We start from the raw sequence: 12,720 nt of genomic DNA on the forward strand, positions 1-12,720 counted from the left end.
CAGCCGACCTCCGGCCCGGCCTACCCGGCTCCGGCCTCCGGCCCGGCTGGCCGGCGAACTGCCCCGGAACGGCGCCCGGCTGTGCGGGCGGCCAGCCACCAGGCGTGCGCGGAGCCGGGGCGGCCGGGCCGCCCCACTGGCCACTGTTCGGCGCCGCCGACCACGTGGCCCCGGCACCCGGCTGGCTGGCGCTCGGCGCACCGGGGGTCGCGCCGAAGCCGGCGCCGGGCGCAGAGCCGAAGCCGGCACCGGGCGCGGCGGGCGCAGAGCCGAAGCCGGCACCAGGCGCGACGGATGCGGAGCCGGAAGCGAAGGCGGCACCGGGCGCGGCGGGCGCGGAGCCGAAGCCGGCACCAGGGCCGGTCGGGGCGCTGTCCGGCGGGAAGCCGTAGGCGGGCGCGGCCGGGAGGCCCGCGGTCGGTGCCGTCGGCTGGCCGGGAACGCTGGCGTGGCCGGTCGGTGGGACGATGCGCGGCGGCAGCGGCCCCGGCCGGTCGGTCCCGGCCCGCTCCGGGGCGGCCGTCTCGTCGTCGCCCGGCCCCGGCACGCCGTCCCCGGCCCCGTACGCGCCCGTCATGATCGCCTTGTCCTCCCCCGTGACCGCACCGCCGCCCGGCAACGCCCTCGCGGCCCGCGGCTCGATGGACCGTACCTGCGTGAACGGGCTTTGTCGCCCCCGGTGTCCGACCCTGCCATCCCGGCGCAACACGACCCGGCCACGACACCGGTGGGACATCCCGCCGACACGCGCCCGACCGGCTGCGCACACCGGATCGCCCGGCGCACTAGGGTTGTCAGGTGACCGACGAACCACCCCTGCGCCGTCGGGCCGCCGAAAGCCGTACGGAAGAGGCATCGCCGCATCCGTCCTCGGCCACGCCGGAGCCGGCGGACGCGGGGACCGAACCCACCGTCGGCGGGCCCGTCCCGCTGACCGCCCCGCGCGAGGGCACGCCCGCGCCGGTGGCCACTCCGAGCGAGCTCGACGAGGTCGTGGCCCGCTTCGCGGCCGGCAGCGGCCCGGTGGCCCTGGACGCCGAGCGCGCTTCCGGCTACCGCTACAGCCAGCGTGCCTACCTGGTGCAGCTGCGCCGGGCCGGCTCGGGCACGGCGCTGATCGACCCGCTGCCGCTGCCCGACCTGACCGGCCTCGACGGCGTGATCGCCGAGGCCGAGTGGGTGCTGCACGCCGCCAGCCAGGATCTGGCCTGCCTCGCCGAGCTGGGCCTGCGCCCGCGCCGGCTGTTCGACACCGAGCTGGCCGCCCGGCTGGCCGGGTTCGAGCGGGTGGGTCTGGCCGCGCTGACCGAGCAGGTGCTCGGCTACAGCCTGGAGAAGCACCACTCCGCGGCGGACTGGTCGAGCCGGCCGCTGCCGGAGTCCTGGCTGACGTACGCGGCGCTGGACGTGGAGCTGCTGGTCGACCTTCGCGACGCGCTCGACGAGGAGTTGACCAAGCAGGGCAAGTCGGCCTGGGCGGCGGAGGAGTTCGCCGCGCTGGTGCGCAACGGCGCCCGGCCGCCCCGGGTGCGGGCCGAGCCGTGGCGCCGCACCTCGGGCATCCACCGGGTGCGCGGCGCGCGGGCCCAGGCCCGGGTGCGCTCGCTGTGGTACGCGCGGGACCAGATCGCCGCGCGGCGGGACGCCGCACCGGGTCGGGTGCTGCCGGACTCGGCCATCGTGGCGGCCGCCGAGCTGGACCCGAAGGACGAGAAGACCCTGCTGACGCTCCCCGGTTTCGGTGGCCGTTCGGTGCGCCGGCTGGCGCGTACCTGGCTGGCGGCCCTGGACGACGCGCGCCAGCTGCCGGACGACGCCCTGCCGGTAAGCCCGGTGGTGGAGGGTCCGCCCCCGCCGCACCGGTGGGCGGAGCGGGACCCGGTGGCGGCCGGCCGGCTGGCCCGCTGCCGGGAGGTGGTGGTCGGTACCGCCAGCGCCCACCACCTGCCGCCGGAGAACCTGATCGCTCCGGACTTCATCCGCCGCCTGGCCTGGCAGCCGCCGGAGGAGATCACCGACGACACGGTCGCGGAGACCCTCCGCACGTTCGGCGCGAGGGAGTGGCAGATCACCCTTCTCCTCCCCGCCCTGACCGAGGCCCTCCACCTCCCGAAGTCCTGACCCCACTCCTCGTTGATCAAGAGGTTTGCGTCGGCCGCACGGCGTTTCCCGACGCAAACTTCTTGATCAACGCGGCGGGGGAGCGGTGTGGGGTTGGCCACACGGGGGGTGGTGTCGGCGATGGTTACTGGCGAGTAGCATCCGGGGGAAACCGCCAGTGCCGGCTAGGGAGGCTCTCAGTGCCCCGTGAAGTTCGGGATGTCGTCTTCGTCGACGGCGTCCGCACCCCGTTCGGCAAGGCGGGTGGCATGTACGCCAACACCCGCGCCGACGACCTGGTGATCCGTTGCATCCGCGAGCTGATGCGGCGCAACCCGCAGCTGCCGCCGGAGAAGGTGGAGGAGGTCGCCATCGCGGCCACCACCCAGATCGGCGACCAGGGCCTGACCATCGGCCGCACCGCCGCCCTGCTGGCCGGCCTGCCCAAGACGGTGCCCGGCTTCGCCATCGACCGGATGTGCGCCGGCGCGATGACCGCCGTCACCACCGTCGCGAGTGGCATCGCCGTGGGCGCCTACGACGTGGCCATCGCCGGTGGCGTCGAGCACATGGGCCGCCACCCGATGGGTGAGGGCGTCGACCCCAACCCGCGGATCATCGCGGAGAAGCTGGTCGACCCGTCGGCGCTGGTCATGGGCGCCACCGCGGAGAACCTGCACGACCGGGTCCCGCACATCACCAAGGAGCGCACCGACGCGTTCGCGCTCGCCTCGCAGCAGAAGACCGCCAAGGCGTACGCCAACGGCAAGCTCCAGGGCGACCTGGTGCCGGTGGCGATCCGCGACCCCGAGGCCGGCTGGGGCCTGGCCACCACCGACGAGGCTCCGCGGGAGACCTCGCTGGAGAAGCTCGCCACCCTCAAGACCCCGTTCCGCCCGCACGGCAAGGTCACCGCGGGCAACGCGGCCGGCCTGAACGACGGCGCCACGGCGGCCCTGCTCGTCGCCGAGGAGACCGCCCGCGAGCTGGGCCTGCCGATCGGCATGCGGCTGGTGTCGTTCGGCTTCGTCGGCGTCGAGCCCGAGGTCATGGGTGTCGGCCCGATCCCGTCGACCGAGAAGGCGCTGCGGATCGCCGGCCTGAGCATCGACGACATCGGCCTGTTCGAGCTGAACGAGGCCTTCGCGGTGCAGGTGCTCGCCTTCCTCGACCACTTCGGCATCGCCGACGACGACCCCCGGGTCAACCCGTGGGGCGGCGCGATCGCCATCGGTCACCCGCTCGCCTCCTCCGGCGTCCGGCTGATGACCCAGCTCGCCCGGCAGTTCGCCGAGCACCCCGAGGTCCGCTACGGCCTCACCGCCATGTGCATCGGCATCGGCATGGGCGGCACCGTGATCTGGGAGAACCCGCACTGGGAGGGTGGAGACAAGTGAGCCTCGCCGCAGCGAACGAGGTCGTCACCAGGGCGCTCCTGCGCCAGGTGGCCGTACCGGGGCTGGACCGTCCGGCCGCCCTCATCACCCTGGACAACGGCTTCGACCACACCAAGCCGAACAGCTTCGGCCCGGGCGGCCTGACCAGCCTGGACGAGGCGATCACCGCCGCCCTGGCGGCGGACCCCGCGTTCATCGCGGTCACCGGCAAGCCGTACATCTTCTGCGTCGGCGCGGACATCACGAGCCTGCCGCAGCTGGAGAACCGCGAGCAGGCGCTGGAGATCGGCCGGCTCGGCCACCGGGTCTTCGCCCGGCTGAAGGACAGCGCCGTCCCCACGTTCGCCTTCGTCAACGGCGCGGCGATGGGCGGCGGCCTGGAGCTGGCCCTGCACTGCCACTACCGGACCCTGTCGGCGGGCGCGGCGGCCCTGGCGCTGCCCGAGGTCTCGCTCGGGCTGGTCCCCGGCTGGGGCGGCACCCAGCTGCTGCCGAACCTGATCGGCATCCCGGCCGCGACGCAGGTGATCCTGCAGAACCCGCTGATGCAGAACAAGATGCTCAAGCCGAAGCAGGCGGCCGAGATGGGCATCGCCGACGTGCTGCTGGAGCCGGCCGACTTCCTGGAGCGGTCGCTGGAGTGGGCCGCCGGTGTCGTCCGGGGCGAGGTCACCGTGACCCGGCCCGAGGTCGACAAGGACATGTGGGCGGGCGTGCTCTACTTCGCCCGGCAGACCCTCGACCAGCGGCTGCACGGCGCGGTCCCGGCCGCGTACAAGGCGCTGGACCTGCTGGAGACGGCGAAGGACGGCGACTTCGCGGCCGGCACCGCGGCCGAGGACGAGGCCCTGGCGGACCTGGTCTTCTCCGAGGAGCTGCGCAGCGGCCTGTACGCCTTCGACCTGGTGCAGCGGCGGGCCAAGCGGCCGGCCGGCGCGCCGGACAAGGGCCTGGCCCGGCCGGTCACCAAGGTGGGCATCGTGGGTGCCGGCCTCATGGCCAGCCAGCTCGCCCTGCTCTTCGCCCGCCGCCTCCAGGTGCCGGTCGTGATGACCGACCTGGACCAGTCCCGGGTGGACAAGGGCGTCGGCTACGTGCACACCCAGATCGAGAAGGCCGTCAGCAAGGGCCGGATGGACAAGGGCACTGCGGCCAAGCTGTACGGGCTGGTGAGCGGCTCGGTCGACAAGTCCGTCTTCGCCGACGCCGACTTCGTCATCGAGGCGGTCTTCGAGGACCTCGGCGTCAAGAAGCAGGTCTGGGCCGAGCTGGAGAAGATCGTCAAGCCGGAGGCGGTGCTCGCCACCAACACCTCCAGCCTGTCGATCACCGAGATGGCCGCCGACCTGGAGCACCCGGAGCGGGTGGTCGGCTTCCACTTCTTCAACCCGGTCGCCGTGCTGCCGCTGCTGGAGATCGTCCGCGGCGAGCGGACCGACGACGCCACGCTGGCCACCGCGTTCGCGGTCGGCAAGCAGCTGAGGAAGTCGAGCGTGCTGGTCAAGGACGCCCCGGCGTTCGTGGTCAACCGGCTGCTGACCCGCTTCCTCGGCACCGTCTTCGCCGCCGTCGACCAGGGCACCCCGCTGGACGTGGCGAACAGCGCGCTGGACCCGCTGGGCCTGCCGATGCGCCCGCTCGCCCTGCTCCAGCTCGTCGGCCCGGCCGTGGCCTACCACGTGGGCGGGACCCTGCACACCGCGTTCCCGGAGCGGTTCGGCGTCAGCGAGAACCTCAAGCGGATCGCCGACTCGGGCCAGCCGATCGTGGTCGACGACCAGGTCAACGAGGAGGTCGCCAAGCTGCTCGTCGTCGGCGACCAGCCGCTCACCGCCGAGCAGGTCCGGCAGAACGCGCTGGACGCGCTCGCCGAGGAGATCCGGCTCATGCTCGACGAGGGCGTCGTCGCCGAGGCGCAGGACATCGACCTGTGCATGATCCTGGGCGCCGGCTGGCCGTTCCACCTGGGCGGCGTCACGCCGTACCTGGACCGTACCGGCACCGCCGAGCGGGTCACCGGCCGGCGGTTCCTGCCGCGCGGGGTCGCCAGCCTGCGCGGCTGACACGACGCGCCACCGCGATCGGCCATTTTCCGGGCCGGGAACCGGCCACCTGCCGGTCACCCTGCGGACACCGGACGGCCGGCCCCGGTCACGACCCGGTTCCGGTTTCGTCACGTGGTCCGCGGCCGGACAGTGCGGTGTCGGTGCGGATGGCTACGATCACGCGTCCGGACTTCTCAGCAGGAGCTGCCAAACATGTCCCAGCCGCCGTCCAATCCTTACCCCGGTTCCTACCCCCCGCCCCACCAGCAGCCCGGCGGCTACCAGCCGCCGCAGCAGCCCCAGTACGGCGGCGGCTACCCGCCGGCTCCCCAGCAGCAGCCGCAGTACGGCGGCTACCCGGAGAGCGGCCAGCCCGGCCAGCAGTACGGCGGCTACCCGGAGAGCGGGCAGCCCGGCCAGCCCGGCCAGCAGTACGGCGGCTACGTGGAGACCGGCCAGCCCGGCTACGGCGCCCCGGCCCCGCTGCCGCCGAAGAAGAAGTCGAGCGTCGGCAAGATCCTGCTCATCGTGCTGGCCGTCGTGCTGGTGCTGTGCGTGGGTGGTGGCGTCGCCGTCTGGTTCGCCGCGAAGGACGAGGTCGGTGAGGTCGTCCAGGCGACCAAGACCCGCCTGGTCGAGCCCACCACGCTGGCCGGCCGGCCCAAGGTGAGCGAGCCGGACCTCCAGACGGCCGCCACGCAGATGAAGTCCGAGATCGCCAAGGACGTCCCCAACGCCACCAGCACGGTGGGCGCCTTCTACGGCGATCCGGCGAAGAAGGACCTGGTCATGATCGCCGGCGCGTCCGGCGTCATCGCCGACCCGCAGAAGGAGATGGCGGACGCCGTCACGGAGATCACCCCCGAGCTGGGCGCCAAGGAGTTCAAGACGGTAGACGCCGGCCCGCTGGGCGGCGACGCCAAGTGCGGCGACGGCAAGGCCCAGGACGTCCCGGTGGCCGTCTGCCTGTGGGCCGACAAGGGCAGCCTGGGCATGGTGGTGGTCTACTTCAAGTCCGCCGCCGAGATCCAGCAGGAGTTCGTGACCATGCGCGGTGAGATCGAGAAGCGGGACTAATTCCCGCCGACCCGGTGAACCGGGCCCCCGCCGTTCGGCGGGGGCCCGGTTTCCGTTTCACCGGTCAGGCCGACGCGGCCCGCTCCGCGGGGCTGCGGCAGACGCAGAACTCGTTGCCCTCGGGGTCGGCGAGGACCACCCAGCCGGTGCCGTCCGGCCGGCGCCGGTCGTCGACCAGGGTGGCGCCGAGGTCACGCAGCCGCGCCACCTCCTCGTCCCGGGTCCCCTCGGCCGCGTGCACGTCGAGGTGGAACGCGCCCTTGCCGTGCCGCTCCCCCACCGAGACGAAGAGCAGGTCGGGGCCGTGGCCGTCGGGGGCGGCGAGGACCGCCTCCGGGTCGCCCGGGTGGTCGTCGTCGTTCAGCTTCCGGTCGAGAGCCCGGGCCCACCAGCTGGCCAGGACGTACGGGTCGTCGCTCTCGACGGTGACGCAGTGGATCTGTGCACTCACGGTGCTTCCTCCTGGATCGGAGTGCGCCCCGCCGGAGTGAGGACGGTCAGCGAGGACTGCGGGGCGCGGGACTGTTCACGGTGGACATCGACCACACCCCCTTCCACACGTCGGGCTGACGCTGTCGATCATGTCACCACCCGGCGGCGGGGACAAGGCCGGCCCGGCCCCGCGTGGGCGGGACCGGGCCGGACGGGAGACCCGGGGGTCAGGGGCCGACGAAGACCGCCTTCGCCCGCCAGTCGACGCCGTCCACCGCCGGACCGCTGCGCATGGTGAACGCCGCGGCCGGCGCACCGCCCGCCCAGTCGGTGGCCGACAGCTCGCCGGTGCTGCGGTTGACCTTGTAGAGGGTGCTGCCGGCCAGGAAGACCGAGCCGGCGTCGGCGAAGCCGCTCGCCCCGGCGACGGTGAACTTCTCCGCGCCGACCACGCCGCTGTCCGGGGTGAACCAGCGCCAGAACAGGCCGCTCTGGCCGGCGAGGGTGTAGTAGAGCCGGCCGCCGCCGAAGAACATGCCGGTGACGGTGGGGATCTCGGGATAGAAGTTGGTGGTCACCCCGGCGTACGTCTGGCCGGCCGGGCCGGAGTCCGTCTCCACCGCGTCCCAGTAGGCGTCGTGGTACGGGTCGACCGCCGACGCGGCGCCGAAGGTGGACCCGTCGAAGGTGCGCCGCCACAGCGAACCGTTCATCCCGTAGAAGAGCGTGCCGCCGACCCAGAACGCGCCCCGCGCGGTGGACCACGCGGTGCCGTCGGGCACGGCCACCGGGGCCGCCGCGCCGACCGTGGTGCTCCCGTCGTACGCCCGGACCTGCACCTCGTTGCCGGTGCCGGCGGACGGGGCGCCGGTCTTCACGATCTCGATGCCGTCGACCAGCGGGTTCTCCACGACGTGCCGGAAGTCGACGCCGATCGAGCCGTCGCTGACCACCGTGAACGCCCGCATGGTGCCCACGTTGTGCCCGACGCTCGCGGAGAGGTCGAGGTTGTCCAGGACGGTGGTTCCCTCCACGGCCACGTCGAAGACCCGGGAGCCGGGGCCGGCGGTGCCGTCGTACCGGTTGGCCAGGTAGAGCCGGACCTGCACCTCGGTGCCCGTGGGCACCGGGAACTGCCAGCTCATCTCCGCGTCGCCGGCCGGGTCCCAGCGCTCGTCGGCGTACAGCGCGGCCGGGGTGCCGGCCGGCACGGTGCCGTCGACGCCGCCGACCGGCGCGAAGCCGGCCGTGCTGCTGCCGGCGTTGTGGTACGGGCTGGGGTTGCCGCCGTCGTCGGCCGCCCAGTCCGGCCCGGTGTCCGTCGAGGCGACCAGGGGGCCGCCCGCGTTGACCCGGTACAGCACGTTCGTCGGCGCCGGGACCCCGGCCTGGTACACGTTCCCGGGGAGGGCGGCCGTGGTGGTCGGGTGCGGCGCCGCGCCGCCGGTCAGCGGGAAGAACGCGATCCGCTCCCGCCGGTACTGGAAGTTGCCGATCCACGAGGTGTCCGAGCCGACCCAGAGGCCGGCCGGGGTGACCAGCATCTCGGAGGCGCCGATGCCGCGCGGGTGCCGGCCCGGGTTCCAGGACAGCGGCAGGCCGGTACGCGGGTCGAGAGCCGCGATGCTGGCCCGGCCCACGGCGCCGGCCTGGGCGGAGTCGCCGCCGAAACTGTTGTTCAACCAGCGGAAGTGGCCGCCGACGTAGACGGCCTGCTCGCTGATGCCGACGGAGAGGTAGGTGTCGCCGCCGGTGTAGTCGACCCAGGTGGGCTGGAGGTCGGTGCCGGTGGCGCCGGCCTCCCAGCGGGCGGCGGCGTCGCAGAGCGTGCCGCCGTTGGGCGCGCCGGTGGTCACCACCACGAAGTAGCTGCCGTCCGGGGCGAACGCGAGGTCCCGCATGTACGAGTCGAAGGCCCACCAGGCGCAGCGCGGGGTGTACCGGCTGGTGTTCCAGTCGGCCACGGTGGCCGCCGTCGCGCCCAGGTCCAGCTTGACGATCTGGTCGTGCAGGACCCCGTCGGCCTTCTTGAAGTTGCCGATCACCACGAGCTTCGTGCCGTCCGGTGAGACGGCCAGCTTCTCGGCACCGACGCCGGCGTTGGAGCCGCTGACCCCGTCGTAGTTGTGGTGCTCGGTGAGGGCCGTGGTGAGGTAGCCGTCCACCGCGCCGGTGCTGGCGTTCAGGGAGGCGAGGCCGCCGCGCGGGTTGGGGTTGCCGGCCGTGGTGAAGATGCCGCCGACCAGCAGCCGCCCGCCGACCAGGGCGACGTCGTTGACCAGCCCGTTGAACGCCGGGCCGGCGAAGCTGGTGACCACCGCGCCGGTGGCGACGGTGAGCAGGGCCACCTTGCGCCGGGTCACCCCGTTGACGGTGTTGAACTTGCCGGCCACGAAGACCGTCCCGGCGGTGGGTCCGGCGACCACCGCGTACACCTCGTTGTCGACGGCCGGCGCGAAGGCAGTGTCCACGGCGCCGGTGGCCTTGTCGAAGGCGAGCAGGTAGTTGCGGGTGATGTCGACGTCGGACCCGCGGTTCTGCACCTGGGTGAAGGAGCCGGCCACGATGATCTTCGTGCCGGCGTCGTGGATCGCGTTGACCGTGCCGTCCATGATGTCCGGCGAGGCGGTGGAGGGCGTGGCTTTGACCAGCGTGGTGTGGCCGGGAGCGGCGGCGGCGGGACCGGCCGGGGCCAGCCCGGCGGCGGTGAGCGCGACGGCGGCGAGGGCCACGAGGACACGGCGCGTGAGAGCCGAGGGTGGGGTCACTGGCAGCTCCGGAGACTGGTGTGGACAGGTGTGAGGCAGCACTCACCCTGAGCCACCCGTCACGCGCCGTCCAGCACCGGCCACGCTTTCTGCCCGACCACCGCGCCGCTCCCGCCCGACCACCCGGCGCGACCGGACGGGACAGCCGGGCCGCCCGCACGAACAGGTGGCCGCGGATGGTGGTTCGGCGGGCGGCGGCCGTCAGGTCGGCGGTCCGGCGCGTACCGTCGGCCGGCCGCGCGGACGCCGATCGGCTCCTAGGTGGCCGCGGGGGCGTCGGCCGACGGCAGGGTGACGGTCACCTCCAGGCCGCCGCCCGGCTGGGCGACCGCCTTCACCGTGCCGCCGTGCGCGTCGCAGACCGCGCGCACGATGGACAGTCCGAGGCCGGAGCCGCGGGCGCCGGTGCGTTCCTGCCCGCCGCGCCGGAACGGCTCGAACAGCCCCGGCACGTCGCCGGGGGCGACCTCGAAGCCGGTGTTCCCGACCACGAGCCAGGACCGGTGCCCGTCGGTGCCGGTCCGCACCCAGAGCCGGCCGTGCAGGTGGTTGTAGCGGACGGCGTTCTCCACCAGGTTGCCGGCGAGCCGGTCGAGCAGGCCCGGGTCGCCGACCACCGGTGCGGCCCGCAGCGAGGTGTGCACCCTGAGGCCGATGCGCTCCACCTCGTGGGCCATCGCGGAGAGCGCGTTGGCGGTGCCCACGGCCAGGTCGAACTCGGTGCGCCGGGCCAGCCGGCCACCCGTCTGCGCCTCGCTGCGGGCCAGCACCAGCAGCGCGTCGACCAGCCCGTTGGCGCGTTCCGAGGCGTCCCGGACCACGCTGGCCATCCGGCGGTACTCGGCGAGGTCCGCCTCGTCGTCGCTGAGGGTCACGTCGATCTCGGTGCGCATCACCGCGAGCGGGGTCCGCAGCTCGTGGGAGGCGTTGGCCACGAACCGCTTCTGCGCCTCGAACGCGGCGCTGATCCGGTCCAGCATGGCGTCGAAGGTCTCGGCCAGCTCGGCCACCTCGTCGTTCGCGCCGGACCAGCCGATCCGCTCGTCGAGGGTGGTCTCGCCGAGCCGGCGCGCGGTGGCGGTGACCTGGTGCAGCGGGCGCAGGGCCCGGCCGGCCACCGCGTACCCCCCGGCGATCCCGACCATGCCGATGGCCACCAGCGCCACCAGGGCCTTGACCAGCAGCTCCCGCTCGTCGGCGGGGCGCAGCGCGTCGCGGACCAGCAGCCAGGCCAGCAGCACCAGGACCGCGCCGGCCCCGACCAGCAGCACCCCGTTGAGCAGGGTGAGCCGCAGCCGCAGGGTGGGCCGCAACCGGGTACGCCCGGTCACGCGGGCACCTCGCCGATCCGGTAGCCCGCGCCCACCACCGTGTCGATGAGCGGCGGGTCGCCGAGCTTCTTGCGCAGTGTCATCACGGTGACCCGGACGATGGTGGTGAACGGGTCGGTGTTCGCGTCCCAGACCCGCTCCAGCAACTCCTCGCTGGAGACCACCGCGCCGCGCGCCTTGAGCAGCTCGGCCAGCACGCCGAACTCCTTGTTGGTCAGGTCGACCGGCTCGCCGCCGCGGGTGACCACCCGGCGGGCCGGGTCGAGCACCAGGTCGGCCACCTCCAGCACCGGCGGGGCGGCCGGGGTGGCCCGCCGGCCCAGCGCCTGCACCCGGGCGACCAGCTCGTCGAAGGCGAACGGCTTGGGCAGGTAGTCGTCGGCGCCGAGCCGCAACCCCTCCACCCGGTCGGCGACCGTGACGCTCGCGGTCAGCATCAGCACCCGGGTGAGCGCGCCGGAGGCGGCCAGGTCGGCGCAGATCCGGTCGCCGTGCACCCCGGGCAGGTCCCGGTCCAGGATCACCACGTCGTAGCGGGTCACGAAGGCGGCCTCGTGCCCGGCGTCGCCGTCGTAGGCGACGTCCACGGCCATCCCGCGCTTGCGTAGCCCGCGCGCGATCGCGTCGGCGAGGTTCCGCTCGTCCTCGACCACCAGTACCCGCATCCCGGCCTCCCACCTCGTGACCTCCCACAACCTAGTGCGGGCCGCCAAGCGTCCCCCGCGCACCGTCGTTGCAAAAAATCTTCGGGTACGCGATGCTGCCCGGCAGTGAGCGACAAGCACCCGGCCACCGGCTCGGGTCCGAGCCCGACGGGAGCCCGCATGACCGCTGTCGACCCCGGCCGGGACGTGACGTACCACCGCTTCCGCTTCCCGGCGGACCTGCGCCTCGGCACCGCCGACGGGGTGGCCGCCGGACCGGGCGGGCTGGTGCTGGCCACGCCGGCCGACCGCCTGCACCACACCGACCCGCACTCCGGCGACACGGCCGGGTACGACGCGGGGACCTGGACCTCCCCGGTGGTCCCGGTCGGCTTCGCCGCCGCCGAACTGGTGCCCTCCTGGACCGCCGACGCCCCGCCCGGCTGCTGGCTGCGGGTGGAGCTGCGCGGCTGCGCCGGCGACGCCGCCACCACCGGCTGGTACGAGCTGGGCCGGTGGGCCGCCGACGACACGGCCATCCACCGCTCCTCGGTGCCGGGCCAGACGGACGACGCCGCCTCGGTCGCGGCCGACACCCTGCGCGTGACCGGCGCGACCGTCACCGGCTGGCAGGTCCGGATCACCCTGCTCCGGCGCCCCGACGCCCCGGCCGGCCCGGTGCTGCGCACGGTCGGCGTGGTCGCCTCCGCCGGTGCGCCGACCGGCACCGGCACGCCCGCCACCCGCGCGGGTGGCGCACCGGAGACCGGCCCGGTCCCGGCGCCCGCCCGGGGCGGCACGGAAGCCGGCGACGCGCGGGGCCGGGTGCTCGACGTGCCCCGCTACGCGCAGCGGCTGCACGCCGGCGGGGAGACCCGCTGGGGCGGCGGCGGGGACTCCTGGTGCAGCCCCACCTGCGTCTCGAT

The 12,720-nt window shown here is 74.2% G+C and carries 8 protein-coding genes and 1 pseudogene; 5 read left to right on the forward strand and 4 right to left on the reverse strand.

What is annotated here, in order from left to right:
- Positions 1–798: 798 nt before the first annotated feature.
- The 4 genes from F8274_RS26095 to F8274_RS26110 all read left to right on the forward strand — a co-directional run bounded on the left by F8274_RS26095 (position 799) and on the right by F8274_RS26110 (position 6,619).
- Positions 799–2,121 (forward strand): ribonuclease D, encoded by a 1,323-nt coding sequence (locus F8274_RS26095; protein WP_151465011.1) that lies wholly within the window; start codon positions 799–801, stop codon positions 2,119–2,121.
- A gap of 179 nt (positions 2,122–2,300) precedes the next feature.
- Positions 2,301–3,497 carry a thiolase family protein gene (locus F8274_RS26100; RefSeq protein ID WP_151465012.1) on the forward strand — a complete coding sequence of 399 codons (1,197 nt, stop codon included), beginning with the start codon at positions 2,301–2,303 and terminating at the stop codon, positions 3,495–3,497.
- Complete coding sequence (locus tag F8274_RS26105; RefSeq protein ID WP_151465013.1) at positions 3,494–5,560, forward strand: 3-hydroxyacyl-CoA dehydrogenase NAD-binding domain-containing protein; 2,067 nt, start codon at positions 3,494–3,496, stop codon at positions 5,558–5,560. Before F8274_RS26100 ends, F8274_RS26105 begins: the two co-directional genes overlap by 4 nt.
- A 195-nt stretch (positions 5,561–5,755) precedes the next feature.
- Positions 5,756–6,619 carry a hypothetical protein gene (locus F8274_RS26110; protein WP_151465014.1) on the forward strand — a complete coding sequence of 288 codons (864 nt, stop codon included), beginning with the start codon at positions 5,756–5,758 and terminating at the stop codon, positions 6,617–6,619.
- A 64-nt stretch (positions 6,620–6,683) separates the two neighbouring features.
- Here the strand turns inward: F8274_RS26110 and F8274_RS26115 are convergent, their stop codons facing one another.
- From F8274_RS26115 to F8274_RS26130, 4 genes are all read right to left on the reverse strand, one after another.
- On the reverse strand, positions 6,684–7,070 hold the full coding sequence (locus tag F8274_RS26115; protein ID WP_151465015.1) for a VOC family protein: 387 nt from the start codon (positions 7,068–7,070) through the stop codon (positions 6,684–6,686).
- A 208-nt stretch (positions 7,071–7,278) separates the two neighbouring features.
- Positions 7,279–9,783 (reverse strand): malectin domain-containing carbohydrate-binding protein, encoded by a 2,505-nt coding sequence (locus F8274_RS26120; RefSeq protein WP_225853986.1) that lies wholly within the window; start codon positions 9,781–9,783, stop codon positions 7,279–7,281.
- A gap of 293 nt (positions 9,784–10,076) precedes the next feature.
- Complete coding sequence (locus tag F8274_RS26125; RefSeq protein WP_151465017.1) at positions 10,077–11,150, reverse strand: cell wall metabolism sensor histidine kinase WalK; 1,074 nt, start codon at positions 11,148–11,150, stop codon at positions 10,077–10,079.
- Positions 11,147–11,815: a response regulator transcription factor gene (locus tag F8274_RS26130; protein ID WP_151465018.1), complete on the reverse strand. Its 669-nt coding sequence runs from the start codon at positions 11,813–11,815 to the stop codon at positions 11,147–11,149. The genes F8274_RS26125 and F8274_RS26130 overlap by 4 nt, the downstream gene beginning before the upstream one ends.
- Positions 11,816–11,974: 159 nt before the next feature.
- On the opposite strand from F8274_RS26130, the pseudogene F8274_RS26135 reads away from it, so the two are divergent.
- Positions 11,975–12,720: pseudogene (locus F8274_RS26135) on the forward strand (peptidase C39 family protein); the annotation flags it as partial.

It is taken from the genome of Micromonospora sp. AMSO31t, from assembly GCF_008868175.1.
Lineage (GTDB): Bacteria > Actinomycetota > Actinomycetes > Mycobacteriales > Micromonosporaceae > Micromonospora.

Excerpts from the sequence above, each read along its gene's own strand:
- F8274_RS26110 (WP_151465014.1), top strand. The coding sequence starts at position 5,756 with ATGTCCCAGCCGCCGTCCAATCCTTACCCCGGTTCCTACCCCCCGCCC.
- F8274_RS26130 (WP_151465018.1), bottom strand. The coding sequence starts at position 11,815 with ATGCGGGTACTGGTGGTCGAGGACGAGCGGAACCTCGCCGACGCGATC.